Origin of the sequence: Streptomyces sp. NPDC096205 (assembly GCF_044763135.1) — a bacterium.
GTDB lineage: Bacteria > Actinomycetota > Actinomycetes > Streptomycetales > Streptomycetaceae > Streptomyces.
Window position 1 is genome coordinate 101,349 of sequence record NZ_JBIWFS010000012.1, and the last position, 23,315, is coordinate 124,663.

19 protein-coding genes are annotated in these 23,315 nt (G+C 71.0%); 12 read left to right on the forward strand and 7 right to left on the reverse strand.

Translation table 11 applies throughout. The features are described 5' to 3' along the window. Positions 1 to 102: 102 nt before the first annotated feature. Positions 103 to 1,677, reverse strand: a complete 1,575-nt coding sequence (locus ACIQ6Y_RS36155; RefSeq protein ID WP_404046212.1) for a purple acid phosphatase family protein — start codon at positions 1,675 to 1,677, stop codon at positions 103 to 105. A gap of 154 nt (positions 1,678 to 1,831) precedes the next feature. Here ACIQ6Y_RS36155 and ACIQ6Y_RS36160 point away from each other — a divergent pair, with 154 nt between their 5' ends. Continuing rightward, positions 1,832 to 2,884: a 3-isopropylmalate dehydrogenase gene (locus tag ACIQ6Y_RS36160; protein WP_404046215.1), complete on the forward strand. Its 1,053-nt coding sequence runs from the start codon at positions 1,832 to 1,834 to the stop codon at positions 2,882 to 2,884. 289 nt (positions 2,885 to 3,173) lie between these two features. Continuing rightward, positions 3,174 to 4,262: a branched-chain amino acid aminotransferase gene (locus ACIQ6Y_RS36165; protein ID WP_404046218.1), complete on the forward strand. Its 1,089-nt coding sequence runs from the start codon at positions 3,174 to 3,176 to the stop codon at positions 4,260 to 4,262. A 139-nt stretch (positions 4,263 to 4,401) separates the two neighbouring features. On the opposite strand, the gene ACIQ6Y_RS36170 is transcribed toward ACIQ6Y_RS36165, so the two are convergent. Next, complete coding sequence (locus ACIQ6Y_RS36170) at positions 4,402 to 5,838, reverse strand: cytosine permease (RefSeq protein ID WP_404046221.1); 1,437 nt, start codon at positions 5,836 to 5,838, stop codon at positions 4,402 to 4,404. A 148-nt stretch (positions 5,839 to 5,986) separates the two neighbouring features. Here ACIQ6Y_RS36170 and ureA point away from each other — a divergent pair, with 148 nt between their 5' ends. The 6 genes from ureA to cimA all read left to right on the forward strand — a co-directional run bounded on the left by ureA (position 5,987) and on the right by cimA (position 12,157). After that, the gene (gene ureA / locus ACIQ6Y_RS36175) at positions 5,987 to 6,682 is read left to right on the forward strand and encodes an urease subunit gamma (RefSeq protein ID WP_404046224.1); all 696 of its coding nucleotides are present in this window, start codon (positions 5,987 to 5,989) and stop codon (positions 6,680 to 6,682) included. Continuing rightward, positions 6,679 to 8,391 (forward strand): urease subunit alpha, encoded by a 1,713-nt coding sequence (locus ACIQ6Y_RS36180; RefSeq protein WP_404046227.1) that lies wholly within the window; start codon positions 6,679 to 6,681, stop codon positions 8,389 to 8,391. Before ureA ends, ACIQ6Y_RS36180 begins: the two co-directional genes overlap by 4 nt. Before the next feature lie 12 nt (positions 8,392 to 8,403). Continuing rightward, positions 8,404 to 9,432 carry an agmatine/peptidylarginine deiminase gene (locus ACIQ6Y_RS36185; protein ID WP_404046229.1) on the forward strand — a complete coding sequence of 343 codons (1,029 nt, stop codon included), beginning with the start codon at positions 8,404 to 8,406 and terminating at the stop codon, positions 9,430 to 9,432. A gap of 23 nt (positions 9,433 to 9,455) precedes the next feature. Further along, positions 9,456 to 9,635 (forward strand): hypothetical protein, encoded by a 180-nt coding sequence (locus ACIQ6Y_RS36190; protein ID WP_404046232.1) that lies wholly within the window; start codon positions 9,456 to 9,458, stop codon positions 9,633 to 9,635. 53 nt (positions 9,636 to 9,688) lie between these two features. Continuing rightward, positions 9,689 to 10,234 (forward strand): TetR/AcrR family transcriptional regulator, encoded by a 546-nt coding sequence (locus ACIQ6Y_RS36195; protein ID WP_404046642.1) that lies wholly within the window; start codon positions 9,689 to 9,691, stop codon positions 10,232 to 10,234. 300 nt (positions 10,235 to 10,534) lie between these two features. Continuing rightward, positions 10,535 to 12,157, forward strand: coding sequence for a citramalate synthase (gene cimA / locus ACIQ6Y_RS36200; RefSeq protein ID WP_404046235.1), 1,623 nt, complete (start codon positions 10,535 to 10,537; stop codon positions 12,155 to 12,157). 16 nt (positions 12,158 to 12,173) lie between these two features. Here cimA and ACIQ6Y_RS36205 read toward each other — a convergent pair whose 3' ends face one another. Continuing rightward, the gene (locus ACIQ6Y_RS36205; RefSeq protein WP_404046237.1) at positions 12,174 to 14,027 is read right to left on the reverse strand and encodes a ricin-type beta-trefoil lectin domain protein; all 1,854 of its coding nucleotides are present in this window, start codon (positions 14,025 to 14,027) and stop codon (positions 12,174 to 12,176) included. Positions 14,028 to 14,257: 230 nt separating this feature from the next. Here ACIQ6Y_RS36205 and ACIQ6Y_RS36210 point away from each other — a divergent pair, with 230 nt between their 5' ends. Beyond that, positions 14,258 to 17,281: a glycoside hydrolase family 3 protein gene (locus ACIQ6Y_RS36210; protein WP_404046239.1), complete on the forward strand. Its 3,024-nt coding sequence runs from the start codon at positions 14,258 to 14,260 to the stop codon at positions 17,279 to 17,281. Between the two features lie 59 nt (positions 17,282 to 17,340). Further along, positions 17,341 to 18,711, forward strand: coding sequence for a hypothetical protein (locus ACIQ6Y_RS36215; protein WP_404046242.1), 1,371 nt, complete (start codon positions 17,341 to 17,343; stop codon positions 18,709 to 18,711). A 64-nt stretch (positions 18,712 to 18,775) separates the two neighbouring features. Here the strand turns inward: ACIQ6Y_RS36215 and ACIQ6Y_RS36220 are convergent, their stop codons facing one another. Next, on the reverse strand, positions 18,776 to 19,381 hold the full coding sequence (locus ACIQ6Y_RS36220) for a YceI family protein (RefSeq protein WP_404046244.1): 606 nt from the start codon (positions 19,379 to 19,381) through the stop codon (positions 18,776 to 18,778). Between the two features lie 309 nt (positions 19,382 to 19,690). Here ACIQ6Y_RS36220 and ACIQ6Y_RS36225 point away from each other — a divergent pair, with 309 nt between their 5' ends. Both ACIQ6Y_RS36225 and ACIQ6Y_RS36230 read left to right on the forward strand, forming a co-directional pair. Next, entirely contained in the window at positions 19,691 to 21,274 is a 1,584-nt protein-coding gene (locus tag ACIQ6Y_RS36225; protein WP_404046247.1) for an acyl-CoA carboxylase subunit beta, read from the forward strand. A gap of 57 nt (positions 21,275 to 21,331) precedes the next feature. Continuing rightward, positions 21,332 to 21,523 carry an acyl-CoA carboxylase subunit epsilon gene (locus ACIQ6Y_RS36230; protein ID WP_404046250.1) on the forward strand — a complete coding sequence of 64 codons (192 nt, stop codon included), beginning with the start codon at positions 21,332 to 21,334 and terminating at the stop codon, positions 21,521 to 21,523. A gap of 150 nt (positions 21,524 to 21,673) precedes the next feature. Here the strand turns inward: ACIQ6Y_RS36230 and ACIQ6Y_RS36235 are convergent, their stop codons facing one another. The 3 genes from ACIQ6Y_RS36235 to ACIQ6Y_RS36245 all read right to left on the reverse strand — a co-directional run bounded on the left by ACIQ6Y_RS36235 (position 21,674) and on the right by ACIQ6Y_RS36245 (position 23,313). Next, a complete protein-coding gene (locus tag ACIQ6Y_RS36235) occupies positions 21,674 to 22,255 on the reverse strand; it encodes a GTP-binding protein (RefSeq protein ID WP_404046253.1) in 582 nt (193 codons plus the stop codon). After that, positions 22,236 to 22,805 carry a DUF742 domain-containing protein gene (locus ACIQ6Y_RS36240; RefSeq protein ID WP_404046256.1) on the reverse strand — a complete coding sequence of 190 codons (570 nt, stop codon included), beginning with the start codon at positions 22,803 to 22,805 and terminating at the stop codon, positions 22,236 to 22,238. The genes ACIQ6Y_RS36235 and ACIQ6Y_RS36240 overlap by 20 nt, the downstream gene beginning before the upstream one ends. A gap of 94 nt (positions 22,806 to 22,899) precedes the next feature. Further along, a complete protein-coding gene (locus ACIQ6Y_RS36245; RefSeq protein ID WP_004983065.1) occupies positions 22,900 to 23,313 on the reverse strand; it encodes a roadblock/LC7 domain-containing protein in 414 nt (137 codons plus the stop codon). Positions 23,314 to 23,315: the final 2 nt, after the last annotated feature.

Genomic DNA, 23,315 nt, shown 5'->3' on the forward strand with positions numbered 1-23,315 from the left:
GGGCCGGCCCCTGAGCCGGCCGTCGAGCCGATCGCACCACCAAGACGCCGGGAGCCGCACCCGCGCGAGGTGCGGCGCGAGCGCCCAGGCCCACGGACGGGCCTAGCGTCCGCGCCGCACCTCGAAATGGTCGATCCGCTCACCCGTGTGCGTCCGCGCCGACACCTTCAGCCGCGGTGCCGGGCCGCTCTCCGCCTCCACCGAGAGGTAGGAGAACCCCCGGTAGCGCACGCGGGACCACTCCACGGTCTCCGGGTCGCGCTGCCGTGACCGGGTCCACCGGAAGGTCTCCACGGACTCCGCGTCGTGCACATGCCCCTCGTAGCTGACCTGCGCGCCCGCCGGGAAACCGTAGGGGTCGCGCCCGCCGCCACCGGCGGTCACATAGACGATCCCGTCCCGCTCCGGGTCCGTCGAGCCGCCGACCGGCACGCGCCGGCCGACCTCGCCGTCCCGGATGGCGTCGGTGCGCTCGTAGACGTGGTTGTGGCCGTTGATCACCAGGTCCACCCGGTGCCGCGCGAACAGCGGCAGCCACGCCGCGCGCACCCCGCCGTCGGAGGCGTGCGCGGAGGTCGAGTAGGCGCAGTGGTGGAAGTAGACGACGACGAAGTCCACCTCGTCGGACGCCCGCAGCCTGCGCAGCGTGCGGTCCAGCCAGGCCGTCTGCCGGCCCCCGCTGTAACCGAAGTTGGCCGGTATCTCGTACGACACCTCGTTCGCGTCGAGCGCCACCACGCCGACGTTGCCGTAGGTGAACGTGTACACGCCCGGCGCAAGGCGCGGGTCGAAGCCGCTGTCCGGCAGGGAGAACCGGGCGAGCTGACCGCCGTAGCCCTCCGGCGAGTACCAGGCCTCCATGTCGTGGTTGCCGGTCGTCACCATCCAGGGAACCGAGCGCGCGACCGGTTCGTTCTGCTGGAAGAACCGGTCCCAGAACGCCGCGTCGTAGCGGTCCGCCACGGTCCCCCTGCCGTTGGCGTCGGCGTAGCAGATGTCGCCCGCATGCAGATGGAAGGCCGGCCGCACGCCCACCAGCTGCCGGTCGAGGGCCGCCGCCCCCTCACCGACCCCCTGGTCGCCGAAGGCGGTGAAGACGAAGGACCGAGGGCGCACCGGCGCCGTACGGAAGGAGGCCACAGCGGCCCGCAGACGCGGGTCGGCCGGGTCGAGGCCCTCGTGCCCGACGCCGTAGTAGTACGTCGTGCCCGGCAGCAGGTGGTCCAGCGCGGCGTGCACGTAGTACTGCTCGACCTCGGGCCGTACGTCGCCCATCGCCGGCGTGTGCAGATGCCGCAGCTCCGCCTCGATGCGCGGCCCCAGCGCGTCGGGCCGCGCCCCGATCCGGACGTACGGTTTGCGCACCGCGGCCGGGACCTGCCAGGAGATCCGCATCTGGGTGCGCGGGTCCGCTCCGAGGGCCAGATGGCGGCCGAACGGCACGAGCGCGGCGCCCGGTGCCGCGGCGGCGGTCGTGGCCGGGCGGGTCGGTGTCGCCACCGTGCCCGCGGGCCGGTCCTGCGTGCCCGCGCAGCCGGTCAGCAGGCCGCTCGCCACCGCCCCCGCGGTCACCAGCGTCCGACGCCGCGTCAGCTTGGTGCGCAGATACTCGTGCTGCTCCGCCATGCTCATCCGGCGGGCCAGTCGCTCCGGGATGCCGAAGTCCGGTGTCTCCATGACGAAGAACTTCCCAGCGGACCCCCACAGTGCTGCGACACACGGGTGAACGTAGTACGACGAGATGACGTTGTCGCCCGTTCGGCTCTCGTGCGAATGTCCAGATGCCGGACAGCGTGTGTCATTGCATGGGACGAAGAGTAGGGTCACCTCCATGTCGGCAAGTTCTCGCATCCTCGATCTCGCAGTGATCCCCGGTGACGGCATCGGCCAGGAGGTAGTGGCCGAAGGTCTGAAGGTCCTCTCCGCCGTCCTCCCGGAGGACGTGAAGCTGGAGACCAAGGACTACGACTTCGGCGCCCGGCGCTACCACGCCACCGGTGAGACCCTCACCGACGCCGACCTCGACGCCCTCAAGCAGCACGACGCGATCCTGCTCGGCGCGATCGGCGACCCGTCGGTGCCGTCCGGCGTCCTGGAGCGCGGCTTCCTGCTCAAGCTCCGCTTCGCCTTCGACCACCACGTCAACCTCCGGCCCTCCAAGCTGCTGCCCGGCGTGGCCACGCCGCTGGCCGGCCAGCCGGAGATCGACTTCGTCGTCGTCCGCGAGGGCACCGAGGGCCCGTACACCGGCAACGGCGGCACCATCCGCAAGGGCACGCCCCACGAGGTCGCCACCGAGGTGTCGGTGAACACGGCCTTCGGTGTGGAGCGTGTCGTCCGGGACGCCTTCGCCCGTGCCCAGGCCCGCCCGCGCAAGAAACTCGCGCTGATCCACAAGAACAACGTGCTGACCTTCGCCGGTCACCTGTGGACCAACATCTTCAACAAGGTGGCCGAGGAGTTCCCCGAGGTCACCACCGAGTACATGCACGTCGACGCCGCGACCATCTACCTGGTCACCCAGCCGGAGCGGTTCGACGTCATCGTCACCGACAACCTGTTCGGCGACATCATCACCGACCTCGCCGCGGCCGTCTCCGGCGGCATCGGCGTGGCGGCCTCCGGCAACATCAACCCCTCCGGCGAGTTCCCGTCGATGTTCGAGCCGGTCCACGGCTCGGCCCCGGACATCGCGGGCCAGGGCAAGGCCGACCCCACGGCCACCGTCCTGTCCGTCGCCCTCCTGCTGCGCCACCTCGGCCACGACGCCGAGGCCGCCCGCATCGAGGAGGCCGTCGCCGCCGACCTGGCCGAGCGCGTCGGCAAGCCGGCCCGCTCCACCACCGAGATCGGCGACGCGCTCGCCGTACGAGTAGCCGGCTGACCCCGGACTCGACGCTCGCAGAAGTCGAAGCACAAGTCGAAGCCGCCGGGTCGCATCCGCACCCGGCGGCTTCCGCATGCCCCCCGCCGGGTGACACCATCAGGCCTGGGCCGCACCCACGCCGTTTTCTCCCGCAGCACCCCGCGCGCGATAATCGAACGCGGAGCCGCGGAATGAGGGAAAGCTCGGACGTCCTAGCACTGGCCGGAAACGGTCCTTGCGCAGGCCGGAAACGGCCGTTCGGGCGGGAGCGCGGCCCGTCACTACAACCGGTGAAGGACAACCACTCATGACGACGCCCACGATCGAGCTGAAGCCCTCCGCCCACCCGCTCTCCAGCGCGGAGCGGGAGGCCATCCTGGCCAACCCCGGGTTCGGCCGCCACTTCACCGACCACATGGTGACCATCAAGTGGACGGAAGGCCGCGGCTGGCACGACGGTCAGCTCGTGCCGTACGCGCCGCTCTCGCTCGACCCGGCCACGACCGTCCTGCACTACGCCCAGGAGATCTTCGAGGGCCTCAAGGCCTACCGCCGCCCCGACGGGTCCGTCGCCACCTTCCGCCCCGAGAAGAACGCGCAGCGCTTCCAGTCCTCCGCCCGCCGCCTCGGCATGCCCGAGCTGCCCGTGGAGACCTTCATCGAGGCCTGTGACGTCCTCGTCCGCCAGGACCGGGCCTGGGTCCCGGCGCACGGCGGCGAGGAGTCCCTCTACCTGCGCCCCTTCATGATCGCGACCGAGGTCGGCCTGGGCGTGAAGCCCGCCAACGAGTACCTCTTCCTGGTCATCGCCTCCCCGGCCGGCGCGTACTTCCCCGGCGGTGTGAAGCCGGTCTCCATCTGGGTCTCGCAGGACCGCGTCCGCGCCGTCCCCGGCGGCATGGGCGACGCCAAGACCGGCGGCAACTACGCCGCGTCCCTGCTCGCCCAGGCCGAGGCCGCCGCCCAGGGCTGCGACCAGGTCTGCTACCTCGACGCGGTCGAGCACCAGTGGGTCGAGGAGCTCGGCGGCATGAACCTGTACTTCGTGTACGGCGACAAGATCGTCACCCCGTCCCTCACCGGCTCCATCCTGGAGGGCGTCACCCGCGACTCCCTCCTCACCGTCGCCCGCGACCTGGGCTACCAGGCCGAGGAGGGCCGCGTCTCCCTCGACCAGTGGCGCCGCGACTCCGAGAACGGCACCCTCACCGAGGTCTTCGCCTGCGGCACGGCCGCCGTCATCACGCCGGTCGGCACGGTCAAGACCGACGGCGCCGAGTGGCAGCAGTCCGGCGGCGAGCCCGGCGAGGTCACCCTGAGGCTGCGTCAGGCGCTGCTCGACATCCAGCGCGGCACGGCCGAGGACAAGCACGGCTGGATGCACCAGCTGGCCTGATCCCCACCACCACCCCGACGAGGGCCGGACCTGGCGAGAACGCCGGGTCCGGCCCTCGCCGTCGTACAGGAAGGCGTACGGGAAGCCGTACGGGAGAGTGAGCCTGCGGCCCGGATGAGTCGCCCCGGGCCGCGGCTGCTCATATCGCGGGCGCGCGCTGCGGCTCCGCCTCGTCCGCGACCGCCGGGCGGCTCACCGGCGCCGACCACGTCAGCAGCAGGTAGGCCAGACCGCCCACGGCCCCCGACAGCAGGAAGCTGCAGTCCACCCCGCCGGTCAGTGCCAGCAGCGGACCCTCGTACGACGGCAGCGCCACGGCGAGACAACCGACCGCGGCGCCCAGGGCCCAGGACACGGTCGCGGCGAGGTTCCAGCCGCCGCGGTACCAGTAGATCCCGCCCTTCGCGCGGCGGTTGAAGACCTGCAGGGCGTCGGCGTCGTACTGGCCGCCGCAGCGGACGAAGCCGATGAGGGTGATGACCGCCCACGGCGTGCCGATCGCGGTGAGCAGCAGCACGAAGGAGGTCATCGCGGACTGCGTGTCGGAGAAGTAGTGGCCGAGGAACACGGAGACGGTGGCGACCACCGCGACCACACAGGTGGCCTTGGCCCGCGACAGCCGGGGCAGGATCGCGTCGAGGTCGAGGCCCATCGAGTAGAGCATCAGGCCCGCGTTGCCGACCGACCCGGCCGAGGCGGCGATCAGCAGCGGGAGCAGGTACCAGGCCGGGGCGGTCGCGGCGAGCGGGCCGGCGTAGTCGAGGGCGGCCTTGGCGGCGTACGACGTAAAGGTGCCGAAGAGCTGCGGCACCAGCAGGCCGAGGATCAGCCCGAGCCAGGTCGCGTGCAGCACCTTGCGCGAGGAGTGGCGGGCGGGGGAGATGTAGCGGGTGTAGTCGCCGAGCAGGGTGATGAAGGCGACCGGGCCCGACAGGCCCGCGGCGACCGCGGCCAGCAGCCAGGTCGGCCAGAACCCGCCCAGCAGATAGCCGCCGGCCTCCGGCAGCGCGCCCGTCGAGAAGTCCGGGGCGTACGCGATCACGCCGAGGATCAGCAGGGCCGTCATGCCCACGGCGAGGATGCGGGACATCGCCAGCAGGACCTTGTAGCCGTAGACCGCGCCCGCGACGGTGGCCGCGGCGAGCAGGCCGTAGACCAGGACGTACGACAGGTCGTTCGCGGGCAGGCCGATCAGCCTGCCGAGCACGGTGACGGTCACGTCGCCGCCGATCCACACCGTCAGCGCGGTGTAGCCGAGGGCCAGCAGCAGCCCGACCACCGAGCCGACCAGCCGGCCGCGCACCCCGAACTGGGCGCCGGAGGACGTCGAGAGGTTGGTGGCCGTGCGCAGCGAGATCAGCGCGAGCGGCGCGGTGAAGGCCGTGCCGACCAGCGTGCCGACCACGATGGAGCTGACCGAAGCCCACCAGCCGAGCCCGAAGGACGGCGGGAGCCAGCCGAAGACGATCACTCCGAGACAGAGATTCGACCCGAGCAGGATCGATACGAGGTCACGCGGACCGCTGGTGCGTTCCTCGTCGGGGATGGTGTCCACTCCGTGCTGTTCCATCGGCATGGGCGGGTCTCCTTTGATCAGCCACCTTGTAGTTTTGAGCGGCGTTCAATGTGACGTTCTCGAAGGTCCTACGTCAATGTTTCCGTCGTGGGAATCTCGTGTTTAGAGTGGTGCTCTAACCTGTGGAAGGCAAGGAGGTGCCCGCGTCATGAGACTCACCCCCACGGAACGTGACCGGCTGCTGCTCTTCGGAGCCGCCGAGCTGGCCCGCGCCCGCAGGGCCCGTGGCCTGCGGCTGAACGTCCCGGAGGCGACCGCCCTCATCGCGGACACCGTCTGCGAGGCCGCCCGCGACGGCAGGCGGCTGGCCGAGGCCATCGAGGCCGCCCGCTCGGTGCTCGGCCCCGACGACGTGCTGCCCGGCGTCGCCGACGTCGTCACCGAGGTGCACGTCGAGGCCGTCTTCGACGACGGCTCCCGGCTCGCGGTGGTCACCGACCCGATCGGCGGCGGCCTCGGCGCCGAGGCCCCCGGCGCGCTGCTGCCGGGCCCCGAGCACGCCGACCCCGAGCCGGTCGTCCGGCTCACCGTCACCAACACCGCGCGCGTGCCCGTCTCGGTCACCTCGCACTTCCACTTCTTCGAGGCCAACCCGCGCCTGGACTTCGTCCGCGAGCAGGCCTACGGCATGCGGCTCGCCGTGCCCGCCGGATCGTCCGTGCGCTTCGGGCCCGGCGAGAGCGCCGAGGTGGGTCTCCTGCCGATCGGCGGCGACCGGATCGCGATCGGCTTCGCCGGGCTCGTCGACGGACCGCTGGACGCGCCGGGAGCGCGCGAGGAGGCGCTGCGCCGGGCAGCCGCCTGCGGATATCTGGGAGTTCCAGTCGAGGAGGTCAACCGATGAGCCGCCCCGGAGGGCACCCCGCCGAAGCCCGTCGTCTCACCCCGTACGAGTACGCCGCCACGCACGGCCCCCGCGCCGGCGACCGCATCCGCCTCGGCGACTCCGGCCTGACCGTGAAGGTCGAGTCCGACGCCCAGAGGTACGGCGACGAGTTCCTGGCCGGCTTCGGCAAGACCGCCCGCGACGGACTGCACCTCAAGGCCGCCGCCGTCCGCGAGACCTGTGACGTCGTCATCAGCAACGTCGTCGTCATCGACGCCGCTCAGGGCATCCGCAAGGTCTCCATCGGCATCCGCGAGGGCCGCATCTGCTCCATCGGCCGGGCCGGCAACCCCGACACCCTGGACGGCGTCGACGTCGTCGTCGGCACCGGCACCTCCATCGTCTCCGGTGAAGGGCTCATCGCCACCGCCGGAGCCGTCGACACCCATGTCCACCTGCTGTCGCCGCGCATCATGGAGGCCTCGCTCGCCTCCGGCGTCACCACGGTCATCGGCCAGGAGTTCGGCCCGGTGTGGGGCGTCGGCGTCAACTCCCCCTGGGCGCTGAAGCACGCCTTCAACGCCTTCGACGCCTGGCCCGTCAACATCGGCTTTCTGGGCCGGGGTTCGTCCTCCCACGAGGCGCCCCTGATCGAGGCCCTCGCCGAGGGCGGCGCGTCCGGCTTCAAGGTGCACGAGGACATGGGCGCCCACACCAGGGCGTTGGACACCGCCCTGCGCGTCGCCGAGGAGCACGACGTCCAAGTGGCCCTGCACAGCGACGGCTTGAACGAGTGCCTCTCGGTCGAGGACACGCTGAAGGTGCTCGAAGGCCGGACCATCCACGCCTTCCACATCGAGGGCTGCGGCGGCGGACACGTCCCGAACGTCCTGAAGATGGCGGGCGTCCCGAACGTCATCGGCTCCTCCACCAACCCCACCCTGCCCTTCGGCCGGGACGCGGTCGCCGAGCACTACGGCATGATCGTCTCGGTCCACGACCTGAAGACCGACCTGCCCGGCGACGCCGCCATGGCCCGCGACCGCATCCGCGCCGGGACCATGGGCGCCGAGGACGTCCTGCACGACCTGGGCGCGATCGGCATCACCTCCTCCGACGCGCAGGGCATGGGCCGCGCCGGCGAGACCGTCCGCCGTACGTTCGCCATGGCCGGCAAGATGAAGGCCGAGCTCGGCGACCCCGGCGTCGGCCACGACAACGAGCGCGTGCTGCGCTACATGGCCAAGCTGACCATCAACCCGGCCATCGCCCACGGCCTCGCCCACGAGGTCGGCTCCATCGAGGCCGGCAAGCTCGCCGACATCGTGCTGTGGCGCCCGGAGTACTTCGGCGCCAAGCCGCAACTGGTGCTGAAGTCCGGCTTCCCCGCGTACGGCGTCGTCGGCGACCCCAACGCGGCCACCGACACCTGCGAACCCCTGGTACTGGGCCCGCAGTTCGGCGCTTTCGGTGCCACGCCCGCCGACATCTCGGTCGCGTTCGTCGCCCAGGCCGCCCTCGACCAGGGCCACGACACCATGCCGACCCGCCGCCGCCGGGTCGCCGTACGCGGCACGCGCGGCATCGGCCCGGCCGACCTGCGGCTGAACTCCCGTACCGGGCAAGTGGACGTCGACCAGCGCACGGGCCTCGTGACACTGGACGGGGAGCCTCTGCGCTCGGAACCGGCCGACTCCGTCTCCCTCAACCGCCTCTACTTCCTCTGATTAGGACTGCTCATGACCTACCGCATGCCCGCCGAGTGGGATCCGCACGAGCGCACCTGGATGGCCTGGCCGGGCCCCAACCCGACCTTCACCAACGCCGGGGAACTGGCCGAGGCCCGCGCGGCCTGGGCGTCCGTGGCCCGCGCGGTACGCCGCTTCGAGCCCGTGACGGTGGTGCACGGCCCCGGCCAGGGCGACTCCGCCCGCGAACTGCTCGGCCCGGACATCGACCTGGTGGAGCGCGAGCTCGACGACGCCTGGATGCGCGACATCGGCCCCACCTTCGTGAAGGACGCCGAGGGCCGGCTGGCCGCCGTGGACTGGGTGTTCAACGGCTGGGGCGGCCAGGACTGGGCCCGCTGGGAGCACGACTCCAAGATCGCCCGGCATGTCGCGGACCTCACCGGGGTCCCCGTACTGCCGTCGCCGCTGGTCAACGAGGGCGGCGCCATCCACGTCGACGGCGAGGGCACCGTCCTGCTGACCGACACCGTGCAGCTCGGCTCCGGCCGCAACCCCGACTGGACCCGTGAGCAGGTCGAGGCGGAGATCCACGCCAAGCTAGGCACCACCAAGGCCATCTGGCTTCCGCACGGCCTCGCCGGCGACTACGGCATGTACGGCACGCAGGGCCACGTCGACATCGTCGCGGCCTTCGCGAAGCCCGGCACGGTCGTCGTGCACAGCCAGAAGAACCCCGCGCACCCCGACCACGCCCGCTCCCAGCTCTACGTCGACATCCTGCGCGGCCAGACCGACGCCCGGGGCCGCACCCTGGAGGTCGTCGAGATCCCCGCGCCCACCGTCCTGCGCGACGAGGAGGGCGACTGGGTCGACTACTCCTACATCAACCACTACCTGTGCAACGGCGGCGTCGTGCTGTGCGGCTTCGACGACCCGAACGACGAGATCGCGGCCGGCATCTTCCGCCGGCTGTTCCCCGAGCGGACGGTGACCCTGGTCGACGCCCGGGCGATCTTCGCGGGCGGCGGCGGCATCCACTGCATCACGCAGCAGCAGCCCAAGGTGACCGCCGGGTAGCACGCGTCAGGTAGAACATACGGGTGAACGTACCTCTCTGCGCGGCCGGTGGCCGACGGCCGACCGAGCCCGACCGGTGGCTCGACGAGATGCCCGGGTACCCCGGCCGGGACGGCCTGTCCGCCCCGGCCGGACGGCGGTCCGGCGAAGGCCACCGGACCCGCTCCGTCCCGGACGCCGTCCGTGCGGAGGCCGCCGCGTGACCTCCCGCCGCCGTACCCCGGCCCCGCCCCGCGAGGAGGTGCTGGCCGCCGCCATGGAGATGATCGCCGAGCGCGGTCTGGAGAAGCTCACCATGGCGGCGCTCGGCCGCGAGGTCGGCATGAGCAGCGGCCATCTCCTCTACTACTTCCACTCCAAGGACGAACTGCTGCTGCAGACCCTGGAGTGGAGCGAGAGCCGCCTCGGCGACGAGCGCCGCCGCCTGCTCGCCCGCCCGGCGAGCGCCCGCGAACGCCTCGACGCCTACGTCGACCTCTATGTCCCCGACGGCCACCGCGACCCGCACTGGACGCTGTGGCTGGAGGTGTGGAACCGCTCGCAGAACGCCGAGGAGGCCGCGCGCGACCGCCAGTCGGAGATCGAGGGCGTCTGGCACCGCGACCTGGTGGCGCTGGTCGCCGAGGGCATCTCGCGCGGCGAGTTCCGCCCCCTGGACCCCGACCGCTTCGCGGCCCGGCTGCGCGCCCTGCTCGACGGCTTCGCCATCCATGTGGCCATCGGCCTGCGCGGCACGGACCGGGACCTGATCCTCGGCCATGTGCGGGAGTTCCTGGCCGAGGTGCTGCTGGTGGACGCCTGAGCTCGCATATTGAGACACCCCCGGTACACGGGGGCGGTCTGTGCCAGACTGCCCCCGTGCTCTCGTTCGCCATGATTATTGGCAGCAGGCGCGCCGGTCCGCAGTGACCGCCTTCGTACGACCAGGTACGGGCGGACACCGTCGTCCTCGACCCGCGCGCAGACCTCTCGCACCCGCGAGGGGTTTTTCGCTTTTCTGGCCCACCCGCAGCCGGGGAGCACCAGCGCGAGGGACCATGGGGGGATGGTGGAGCCGGTCATTCCGGTAAGACCGAAGATCCACAACAGGAGCCTTGAGACCATGACCGCGACGACCGATTCGGCAACCAGCGAACTCGACGACTCGTTCCACGTCTTCGACACCACCCTGCGCGACGGCGCCCAGCGGGAGGGCATCAACCTCACCGTCGCCGACAAGCTGGCCATCGCACGGCACCTGGACGAGTTCGGCGTGGGCTTCATCGAGGGCGGCTGGCCGGGGGCGAACCCGCGCGACACCGAGTTCTTCGCCCGCGCCCAGCAGGAGATCGACTTCCAGCACGCCCAGCTGGTCGCCTTCGGCTCGACGCGCCGCGCGGGCACCACCGCCGCCGAGGACCCGCAGGTCAGGGCCCTCCTCGACTCCGGCGCCCCGGTGATCACCCTGGTCGCCAAGTCCCACGACCGCCATGTGGAACTGGCCCTGCGCACGACCCTGGACGAGAACCTGGACATGGTCCGCGACACGGTGTCGTACCTGAAGGAGCAGGGCCGCCGGGTCTTCGTCGACTGCGAGCACTTCTTCGACGGCTACCGCGCGAACCCCGAGTACGCCAAGTCGGTCGTCCGCACGGCCTCGGAGGCGGGCGCCGACGTGGTCGTCCTGTGCGACACCAACGGCGGCATGCTCCCCGCCCAGATCCAGGCCGTCGTCTCGACGGTCCTCGCCGACACCGGCGCCCGTCTCGGCATCCACGCCCAGGACGACACGGGCTGCGCCGTGGCGAACACCCTGGCCGCGGTGGACGCGGGCGCGACCCACGTCCAGTGCACGGCCAACGGCTACGGCGAGCGCGTCGGCAACGCCAACCTCTTCCCGGTCGTCGCCGCCCTGGAACTGAAGTACGGCAAGAAGGTGCTGCCGGAGGGCCGGCTGCGGGAGATGACGCGGATCTCGCACGCCATCGCGGAGGTCGTCAACCTCACCCCCTCCACGCACCAGCCCTACGTCGGCGTCTCGGCCTTCGCCCACAAGGCCGGCCTGCACGCCTCCGCCATCAAGGTCGACCCGGACCTTTACCAGCACATCGACCCCGAGCAGGTCGGCAACACCATGCGCATGCTGGTCTCCGACATGGCCGGCCGCGCGTCCGTGGAGCTCAAGGGCAAGGAACTGGGCATCGACCTGGGCGGCGACCGTGAGCTGGTGGCCCGCGTCGTCGAGCGGGTCAAGGAGCGCGAACTCAAGGGCTACACCTACGAGGCGGCCGACGCCAGCTTCGAACTCCTGCTGCGCACCGAGGTGCAGGGCGGCCGGCCCCTGCGCTACTTCGAGGTGGAGTCCTGGCGCGCCATCGTCGAGGACCGCCCCGACGGCACCCACGCCAACGAGGCCACCGTCAAACTCTGGGCCAAGGGCGAACGCCTCGTCTCCACGGCCGAGGGCAACGGCCCCGTCAACGCCCTCGACCGCGCCCTCAGGGTCGCCCTGGAGAAGATCTACCCGCAGCTCGCCAAGCTGGAGCTCGTGGACTACAAGGTCCGCATCCTGGAGGGCGTCCACGGCACCCAGTCCACGACGAGGGTCCTCATCTCCACCAGCGACGGCACCGGCGAGTGGTCCACCGTGGGCGTGGCCGCCAACGTCATCGCGGCCTCCTGGCAGGCCCTGGAGGACGCCTACACGTACGGCCTGCTGCGGGCGGGAGTACAGCCGGCGCAGTGACGCCGGCTGTCCCCCTCTAGCGCAGGGCCCACTTCTGGTTGGCTGCCCCCGTGCAGGACCAGATCTGGGCCCGCGCCCCGTTCGCCGGGGAGTTGTCCGTGACGTCGAGGCACTTGTTCGCGGCGAGGTTCACCACGTCTCCCGTCGAGGGGTTGTAGGACCAGCGCTGGGCTCCCGTGCCGTTGCAGTCGTAGAGCTGGACCTTCGCCCCGTCGGACACGGAGCCGCCCGTGACGTCCAGGCACTTGCCGAGGGCCTGGACGGAACCGTCCGCGCGGACCGTCCAGCGCTGGGCCGACGTGCCGTTGCAGTCGTACAGCTGCACGGCCGTGCCGTTGGCGGTGGAACCGCCGGCCACGTCCAGGCACTTGCCCGCCAGGCCGACGAAGGACCCGGTCGTGTCGCCGCCCCCGGACTGGGTGCCCGTCCAGGTGAAGGTCGCGGAGGTGCGGCCGGGCAGCGAGTAAGTGGCGTGCTGCCCACCCCAGTTGACCGTCACCGTGCGGGCCGACGTCGAGTCGTTGTACGCGATCAGCGCCTTGGAGCCGTCCGGGTTGCGCCAGGCCACGTTCGGGACCGCGGAGGACGCCGTCGAGGCGATCCGCTGGGCGCCCGGGCGGACGAACTTCGTGAGGTGGCCCATCGTGTAGTACTCGACGGTGAGGTCGACCTGGCCGTGCCGCGCGTCGCCGTTGTGGACCGTCACCAGGCCCGTGCAGACGCCGCAACCGCCGTTGTGCGGGCCCATGTTCTGGTCCACGGCCAGGGACCACTTCGTCACCGACTTCGCCCAGTTGCGGGTGTAGTCGATGATGTTCATCATGTCCTCGCGCTGCTGGTGGGCGATCCAGGTGCCGCCCGAGTGCTCGGTGCCGAAGGCGTCCAGCTGTGGGTACTGGTCGTGCACGGCGCTCTGCTCGGCGACGTCACCGCCGTAGCCGTGCCAGGCGATGCCGCCGAAGTTCGGGTGGGAGCGGACTGCCGGGTCGTTCACCGTCTGGGCGGCGTAGGCGTCGTAGTCGGACCAGTTCCAGTCGTGGGCCAGGACTTTGGTGGACAGCCCTGCCGCGGCGAGCTTCGGGAGCAGCTCGTTCTTCGTGAAGTAGGCCAGCCCCGAGGCGTTCCAGCTCATCGACGGGTAGCCGGAGCAGCAGGTCGGCTCGTTCTGCGCGGTCACGTAGGAGATCGGGATGCCCTGGTCCCGGTAGCCCTGGACGTACTTCACGAAGTAGTCCGCGTAGGCCCCGTAGTACTCCGCCTTCAGCCAGCCCCCGTTGAGCTGCCCGCTGTCCTTCATCCAGGCCGGCGCGGTCCACGGCGAGGCCATCACCGTCAGCGCGGGGTTGAGCTGCCGGGCCTGCCGGGTCAGCGGGACGACGTCCTGAAGGTCATGGGCGAGGGTGAACTCCGACAGGTCGGGGTCCGTCTGGCCCGCGGGGACGTCGTCGTAGGTGTAGCCGAAGCGCGCGAGGTCGGAGGCGCCCATGGGGTTGCGCAGGAACGACAGCCCGATGCCCTCCGTCGGCGAGAACAGCTTGCGCATGGTGTCGTCCCGGGTCGCCTGCGACAGGGCCCCGCTGCCGTCCATCAGCCAGGCGGCGGTGTCGGTGAAGGAGGCGCCGCCGCCGGTGAAGGTCTGGTAGCGGGTGTTCTCGTCGACGGTGATGTTCTCGCCGGCCCCGCCCGCGCCGGCCTGGAAGGCGAACGGCGTCTGCGGCTGGAGCCCGCGGACCACATGCCGTCCGCCGGAGTCGTCCGTGGTCGTCAGCCATACGCTGACCTGCTCGCCCGCGGCCTGCGCGGGGGTCACCGCCGTGAGACCGGCCGTCGTCAGCAGCCCGGCCAGCAGCAGCCCGATGGATCTCCTCATGGTGCGCCGCCCTTCTGGAAGTGGGGTGGGGAGGCGTGCGAGCCGTGAGTAAATGACGGCTCCGCCAGCCCGTCAAGGGCTCACGCGTTCATTACTCGAAACGACAACACCCCAGATCCGGCCGCTGGTTACGCGCGTATCAGTTCTGACGTGAAGTCTTGACGGTGCCAGGGTTCACCAGTTAACTCACGCCGTGATCTAAGCCGTGACGAGAGTCGAGGGACCGCTTCATGCGAAGAACCGCCCTGCTCGCCTGCGCCACCCTGCTCACCGGTCTGCTCCCTGCGGTGGCCGGCGCCGCCCAGGCCGCCGACGACCCCGCCCCCGTGCCCGTCGACCGCTTCGAGGGCGAGGTCCCCTTCGCCGATCCCCCCGTCGGCGGCCTCTTCACCTGGGGCAGCGACACCGACGACCACCCCGCCCTCACCCTCCGGGCCCGCCCCGACGCCCCCGAGGGCGACAAGGTGCTCTCCGGGACGTACGACATCAGCGGCTGGGGCGGCTTCACCCACGACTTCGCCTTCGCCGAGCCCGCCCACGACTGGTCCGCCCACAAGGGCGTACGCCTGTGGTGGGAGGGACACGGAACGGGCCGGAGCATCGCCTTCGAGCTGAAGGACGGCGGCGCGAACGGCGAGGCCTCCGAGCTGTGGACGACGTCCTTCGCCGACGACTTCACCGGCTGGAAGCAGATCGAGCTGCCCTTCACCGCGTTCACGTACCGCACGGACTACCAGCCCGTCGGCGGCATCGACCAGATCCTCGGCCTTGACCAGACCTGGGGCTACGCCCTCACCCTCCCGGTGGGCCTGAAGGGCGAGTTCGCCCTCGACGGCGTCGAGCTCTACGGCCGCGCCGACCAGTCGAGGCGGGTGTCCGTCACCACCGACACCGCCGTGCACCCCGTCGAGGAGGGCGGCACCGCCACCATCGGGCTCACCCTCGGCACCATCGGGGGCGCCCCCATCGACGAGCCGGTGACCGTCGCCTACGAGACCGGCCCGAACGGCACCGCCGAGCCCGGCAAGGACTTCACGGCGGCCTCCGGCACCGTCACCTTCCCCGCCGGCACCCCCTCCGGCACCACCCGCACCCTGCGCGTCTCCACCCTCCACGACGACTCCGCCGAGCACGCCGAGACCGTCCCGGTCGCGCTCACCGTCACCGGCGCCAAGGCTCCCGCCGAGAACCCGCAGGTCGTCATCGACGCGCACGGGCTGCCGTACCTCGACCCGAAGCTCCCGGTGAAGCGGCGCGTCGCCGATCTGCTCTCCCGGATGTCCCTGGAGGAGAAGGCCGGTCAGATGACCCAGGCCGAGCGCGGCGCGGTCGCCGCCGACCCGGGGGACATCGCCGCGCAGGCACTCGGCTCGCTGCTCTCCGGCGGCGGCTCCACGCCGACGCCCAACACGGCCGAGGCATGGGCCAGGATGATCGACGGGTTCCAGCTGCGGGCGCAGGCCACCCGGTTCCAGATCCCCCTCATCTACGGCGTGGACGCGGTGCACGGCCACAACAACCTGGTCGGCGCCACCGTCATGCCGCACAACATCGGCATCGGCGCGGCCCGTGACCCCGAACTCGCCCGCCGCACGGGCGCGGTGACCGCCGCCGAAGTCCGTGCCACCGGCGTGCCCTGGGACTTCGCGCCCTGTCTGTGCGTCACCCGCGACGAGCGGTGGGGCCGGTCGTACGAGTCCTTCGGCGAGGACCCCGCGCTCGTCGAGTCGATGGAGACGGTGATCCAGGGCCTGCAGGGCCGCGCGAACGGCAAGGACCTGGACCGGGACGACAAGGTACTGGCCACCGCCAAGCACTTCGTCGGCGACGGCGGCACCGCCTACGGCTCCTCCACCACCGGCAGCTACACCATCGACCAGGGCGTCACCAAGGTCACCCGCGAGGAACTGGAGGCCGTGCACCTGGCCCCGTACCAGGGCGCGGTCGACCGCGGAGTCGGCTCGGTCATGCCCTCCTACTCCTCCCTCGACCTGATCGGCGACGGCCGCGGACCGGTCAAGATGCACGCCCGCGCCGACATGATCAACGGCGTCCTGAAGGACCGTATGGGCTTCGAGGGCTTCGTCATCAGCGACTGGGCCGCCATCGACCAGATCCCCGGCGACCTCGCCTCGGACGTGCGGACGTCCGTCAACGCCGGCCTCGACATGATCATGGTGCCGTACGCCTACAAGGACTTCCGTACGACGCTGGTCGCCGAGGTCCGCGCCGGACGGATCGCCGAGTCGCGCATCGACGACGCCGTGGCCCGCATCCTCACGCAGAAGTTCCGGCTGGGGCTGTTCGAGAAGCCGTACGCCGACACGTCCGGCGCCGCGGCCATCGGCTCGGCCGCGCACCGGGCGGTCGCCCGGGAGGCGGCGGCGAAGTCGCAGGTGCTGCTGAAGAACGACGGGGGGCTGCTGCCGCTGAAGAAGAGCCAGAAGGTGTACGTCGCCGGGTCCGACGCCGACGACATCGGCAACCAGACCGGCGGCTGGACCATCACCTGGCAGGGCGCGTCCGGAGACATCACCCCGGGCACGACCGTACTGGAGGGGCTGCGCGAGGCCGGAGGGGATGTCACCTGGTCCAAGGACGCCTCGGCCCCGACCACCGGCCACGACGTCGGTGTGGTCGTCGTGGGGGAGACCCCGTACGCCGAGGGCATGGGCGATGTCGGCAACGGCCACGACCTGGAGCTGTCCGCCGCCGACCGGGCCGCGGTCGACAAGGTGTGCGCGGCGATGAAGTGCGCGGTGCTGATCGTGTCCGGGCGCCCGCAGCTGGTCGGCGACCGGCTGGGCGGCATCGACGCGCTGGTGGCGTCCTGGCTGCCGGGCACCGAGGGCGCCGGAGTCGCGGACGTGCTGTACGGGCGGCGGCCGTTCACCGGGCAGCTGCCCGTCACCTGGCCGAAGTCCGAGGCACAGCTGCCGATCAACGTCGGGGACGCGGCGTACGACCCGCAGTACCCCTACGGGTGGGGCCTGACCACCGGCAGCAAGGCGCCCGGCGGCGGAGCCGTGACCCTGAAGGCCCTCGGGGTGGCGGCGGCCGCGGCCGAGCGGGCCGGGGCGGACGAGGCCGGCCGCGCGCTGGTCGCGAAGGCCCGGCTGATCGTGCAGGCCAAGGCCGGACAGCACATCACGGCCGCGCTCGCGAAGCCCTTCGCGGAGGCGGAGCACCTGGCGCTCACCGGGCGCTACGGCGCGGCCGTGACGAAGCTGGCGGCTGCCTACCGGGCGGCCTGACCGCAGGGAAGTATGACCGGTTAGGGTCTCTTCGGGTAACTTCGGGTAGCTTCGATGGTATGAAGGTCGTGCCCACGGCCCGAGGGCCCGCCGGTCTGCTGATCGCGCTGGCGTTCGCCGTCCTGACTCTGCTGACGGCGGGCGCCCCGCCCGCCGCTGCGGCCACCGCTGTGTCGACCATCGCCGAGGCTCTCCGCGAGAGCCCGGTGTACGTCGCCCCCGGGGCCCAGGACCAGCTCTCCGACTCCGACGCGGAGGCCCTGGTCAAGAGGATCGAGGGTGCCGACAAGCCCGTGTTCGTCGCGGTCCTGCCCGCCGACCAGCCCACCGGGACCCTGTTCCGGGATCTGCGGGCCGCCACCGGGATCACCGGCCTGTACGCGATCCGCGTCGGCGACCGCTTCGACGCCCGCGCCGACTCCTCCGTCCTGCCGCGCGGCGCCGTGGCCAATCTCGTCCAGAGCGTCCAGGGCGTGGACGATCCCGCCACCCAGCTGAGCGACTTCACCGACCGGGCTGTGGCCAACATGGGCGGCTCGGCGCCGTCGAGCTGGGACTCCGGTGACCGGGGCGGGGCCTCGACCGGCACGCTCGTCACCCTCGGCGCGGTCCTCGCGGCGGGCGGCGCGGGCGCCTACACCCTGGTCCGCCGCAACCGGCGCCGGCACGAACAGGCCCAGCGCGAGGCGCTGGAGAAGCTGCGGGTCGTCGTCGACGAGGACATCACCGCGTACGGCGAGGAACTGGACCGCCTCGACTTCCAGCCGGCCGAACCCGGCGCCGACGACGCCATGCGCGAGGACTACTCCCATGCCCTGGACTCCTACGAGCAGGCGAAACGGCTGATGGAACAGGCCCGCAGGCCGGAGGACGTGCGCGCGGTGACGCAGGCGCTGGAGGACGGCCGCTTCTCGCTCGCCCGGCTCGCGGCCCGCCGCGAGGGCAGGCCGCTGCCCGAGCGCCGGCCGCCCTGCTTCTTCGATCCGCGGCACGGCCCCTCGGTGGCGGACGTGGAGTGGACGCCCCAGGCCGGCGCGACCCGGCAGGTCCCGGTCTGCGCCGCCGACCAGGCCCGACTCGCCGACGGCCGCGATCCCCTCGTCCGTGAGGTGGACACCGTCTCCGGCCGCCGCCCCTACTGGGACGCCGGTCCCGCCTACGGCCCCTGGGCCGGCGGCTACTTCGGCGGCGGCCTCCTGCCCGGCCTGCTCATCGGCACCATGCTCGGCAGCGCCATGGCCACCCCGGCGTACGCCACCGACTACGGCTCCGGCTACGGCGACTTCGGCGGCGGCGGTTACGAGGGCGGCGACGTCTCCGGCGGTGACTTCGACGCCGGTGACTTCGGCGGCGGCTTCGGGGGAGGCGACTTCGGCGGAGGCGGGGGCGGGGACTTCGGTGGGGGAGGGGACTTCGGGGGCGGGTTCTGAAACGCCGAGCGCCCGCCCTCCCCGGTGAGGGGATGAGGGCGGGCGCGCTCAGTGCGGTCGGGCGTCAGGCGTTCTTGATCGCCGAGATGTCGAAGTTCAGCTTGATCTTGTCGGAGACGAGGACGCCACCCGTCTCCAGCGCCGCGTTCCAGGTCAGGCCCCACTCGGAGCGCAGGATCTCGGCCTTGCCCTCGAAGCCGACGCGCTCGTTGCCGAACGGGTCCTTCGCGGCGCCGTTGAACTCCAGGTCGATGGTGAGCGGCCGGGTGACACCGAGGATCGAGAGGTCGCCGGTGATGCGGTAGTCGTCCCCGCCGAGGGCCTCGGCCTTGGTGGAGCGGAAGGTCATCGTCGGGAACTCGTCGGTCTTGAAGAAGTCGGCGCTCTTCAGGTGACCGTCGCGGTCGGCGTTGCCGGTGTCGATGCTGTCCATCTTGACGTCGAGCGAGGCGGAGGACCGGGCCGGGTCGGTGCCGTCGAGGTGCAGCGAGCCGGAGAAGTCGAGGAACTTGCCCTTGACGTTGGTCACCATCGCGTGCCGGGCGACGAAGCCGAGCGTGGTGTGCGCGGCGTCGATGGTGTAGTCGCCGGTCAGCGCGGCCAGGTCCGGGTTCACCGGGGCGGTGGCGGTCGTGGTGCTGTCGCTGTCCTTGCGGCCGAAGATGCCCATGGTGTGCTCCTTGAGGGGACGGAAGCTGTTGAATGTTCAACGAGCTCAACGAGAACGACGGTAGACCTATTCCGTTCAAAGTTCAACATCTTCGGCAGGGTCGATCCGGGGCGTCCTGCGGATGGCCTACCGTGGTGATCGGCGACACCCCTAACTGTTTTTGTCGGACCCCTACAGCCCCTATGCCCTCTGAGCAGTCGAAACGCCTGCATGGACCTACGGTTCTGTTCAGTCGCACCAGGAAAACGGGCCGGAGACTGTACAGAGTCGACGGCTCGCAATCCTTGGTGGGCTTCGTAAGGTCACTACATGACCGTTTTGGAAGAGACGACGGGTGAGCCCACCGACGCGCGCGGGCGGGTCGCCGAGCTGCACGAGATCCGTGCGCAGGCGGTGGCCGGACCGAGCGAGAAGGCGACAGCGGCACAGCATGCCAAGGGCAAGCTGACCGCGCGGGAGCGCATCGAGCTGCTCCTGGACCCCGGCTCCTTCCGGGAGGTCGAGCAGCTGCGCCGGCACCGCGCCCAGGGCTTCGGCCTGGAGGCGAAGAAGCCGTACACCGACGGTGTCATCACCGGCTGGGGCACGGTCGAGGGCCGGACGGTCTTCGTGTACGCGCACGACTTCCGGATCTTCGGCGGAGCGCTGGGCGAGGCCCACGCCACGAAGATCCACAAGATCATGGACATGGCCATCGCGGCCGGCGCCCCGCTCGTGTCGCTCAACGACGGCGCGGGCGCCCGCATCCAGGAGGGCGTCAGCGCCCTCGCCGGCTACGGCGGCATCTTCCAGCGCAACACCCGGGCCAGCGGTGTCATCCCGCAGATCTCGGTGATGCTCGGCCCGTGCGCGGGCGGCGCGGCGTACTCGCCGGCCCTGACGGACTTCGTGTTCATGGTCCGCGAGACCTCGCAGATGTTCATCACCGGCCCCGACGTGGTCAAGGCGGTGACCGGCGAGGAGATCACCCAGAACGGCCTCGGCGGCGCCGACGTCCACGCCGAGACCTCCGGCGTCTGCCACTTCGCCTACGACGACGAGGAGACGTGCATCGCCGAGGTGCGCTACCTCCTCTCGCTCCTGCCGCAGAACAACCGCGAGAACCCGCCGCGCGCGGAGTCCGCGGACGCGCCGGACCGCCGCTCGGACGTCCTGCTCGACCTCGTCCCGGCCGACGGCAACCGGCCGTACGACATGACCAAGGTCATCGAGGAGATCGTCGACGACGGCGAGTACCTGGAGGTCCACGAGCGCTGGGCCCGCAACATCATCTGTGCCCTGGCCCGGCTCGACGGCCAGGTCGTCGGCATCGTCGCCAACCAGCCGCAGAGCCTCGCCGGTGTCCTGGACATCGAGGCGTCGGAAAAGGCCGCGCGCTTCGTGCAGATGTGCGACGCCTTCAACATCCCGATCGTCACTCTTCTGGACGTGCCCGGCTTTCTCCCTGGTGTGGACCAGGAGCACGGTGGGATCATCCGGCACGGCGCCAAGCTCCTCTACGCCTACTGCAACGCCACCGTGCCGAGGATCTCCCTGATCCTGCGCAAGGCGTACGGAGGTGCGTACATCGTCATGGACAGCCAGTCCATCGGTGCCGACCTCACCTACGCGTGGCCCACGAACGAGATTGCCGTGATGGGCGCCGAGGGTGCCGCCAACGTCATCTTCCGGCGGCAGATCGCCGACGCCGAGGACCCCGAGGCCATGCGGCAGAAGATGGTCAAGGAGTACAAGGCCGAGCTGATGCACCCGTACTACGCGGCCGAGCGCGGCCTCGTGGACGACGTCATCGACCCGGCCGAGACCCGCGAGGTGCTCATCCGGTCCCTGGCGATGCTCCACACGAAGCACGCCGACCTGCCGTCCCGCAAGCACGGCAACCCCCCGCAGTAACCCGGCCGACCATCCGCCGTCCCGCTGCGGAAACCTCATCCACGGAGACTGACACCCATGAACCTCCCTGACATCCGCGTCGAGAAGGGCCACGCCGAGCCCGAGGAAGTGGCCGCCCTGACGGCCATCCTCCTCGCCCGCGCCGCCGCCCAGCCGACCCCCGCCCCGGCCCACCGCGGCCGCGCCAAAGCAGGCTGGCGCCGCCTGGAACGCGAGCCGGGCTTCCGTGCCCCGCACAGCTGGCGCTGACCCGACGCCGTACGAAGAAGCAGGGCCCCTCTCGCAAGAGAGGGGCCCTGCTTCTTCGGTTTTGGGGGCGCGGGGAACTGCGCGAGAAACCAAAGAGCCGCCGCAGACGGCGAACAACAGTCTGCGGCAGCTCAGTAGCCGGCAACTCTCTTAACGCAGGCGCGCCATCAGCGCATGCTCCACCAGCGTGATCAGCGCCGACTTGGCATCCGCACGGTGCCGCGCGTCGGTCGTGATGATCGGGGTGTCCGGCCCGATCTGGAGGGCCTCGCGGACCTCCTCCGGCTGGTACGGCTGGTTCCCGTCGAAGCCGTTGAGGGCGATGACGAACGGCAGCCCGCTGTTCTCGAAGTAGTCGACGGCCGGGAAGCAGTCGGCGAGGCGCCGGGTGTCCACGAGCACCACCGCACCGATCGCACCGCGCACCAGGTCGTCCCACATGAACCAGAACCGGTCCTGGCCGGGCGTACCGAACAGGTACAGGATCAGGTCCTGGTCGAGGGTGATACGGCCGAAGTCCATGGCGACCGTGGTGGTCGTCTTGTCCCCGGTGTGGGTGAGGTCGTCGATGCCGGCCGACGCGGACGTCATGACGGCCTCTGTGCGCAGCGGGTTGATCTCCGAGACGGCGCCGACGAACGTGGTCTTGCCCACGCCGAAGCCGCCCGCCACCACGATCTTCGCGGAGGTGGTGGAGCGGGAAGGACCGCCGCTAGAGCTTGCGAAGTCCACTGAGCACCCTTTCGAGCAGTGTCACGTCTGGCTGGCCGCCGGCGTTCTCGGCGCCGCCTGGCTGATGGATGGCGACCAGGCCCGCCTCCGCCAAGTCGGCGACGAGGATCCTGGCCACGCCGAGGGGGATCGTGAGCAGGGCCGAGATCTCGGCCACCGACTTGATCTCCCGGCACAGATTGCAGATCCGCTGATGCTCGGGCAGCTGGCCCTGCATCTGGTGCGGAGCCGCGGTGGTGTGCACCAGCGCCTCGATGGCGAGCTGGTACCGCGGCCTGGTGCGGCCGCCCGTCATGGCGTACGGACGCACCAGGGGGTTGTGCGACGCCCCGGCGGGCGCCGGCTCAGGGGCACGTCGCTGCGGCTGCACGGGCTGGATGCGCGGTGCCTGCGGCTGGTCGTACGGCGAAGGACCGGGGCCCTGCGGGACGTACGGCTGCCGGTGGCCCGGGGTGGAGGGGAAGTCGTACCGGTTCTGGGAACCGTCGCCGTGACCCTGGGCAGGGTCGTACGACCAGTTACCCGATGAACCGCCTGGGGGTGTTGCCACTTCTTCCTCCTCCGACTGTGCCGGGCACCCATACCTGTGGAGCCGCGTCCCGAAACCTTACGGTCTCGGGAGGCGAAAACGCACCGTCCGTCTGTCAGTTGAGCAGGCTCCCCTGGAGCTCCGCCCGCAGGTCCGGGGTCAGTACGGTGCCCGCGCGGTCCACCAGAAGGGCCATCTCGTACCCAATGAGGCCGATGTCCGCTTCCGGGTGGGCCAGCACCGCGAGCGAGGAACCATCGGAAATGGACATGATGAAGAGGAATCCCCGCTCCATCTCCACAACCGTCTGGTTCACGCTGCCGCCCTCGAAGATGCGCGAGGCACCGGCGGTCAGCGAGGTCAGACCGGAGGCGACGGCCGCGAGCTGGTCGGCGCGGTCGCGGGGGAAGCCTTCGGACATCGCCAGAAGGAGTCCGTCGGCGGAGACCACCACGGTGTGGGACACCCCAGGGGTGTTGTCCACGAAGTTGGTGATCAACCAGTTCAGGTTCTGTGCCGCCTGGCTCATCG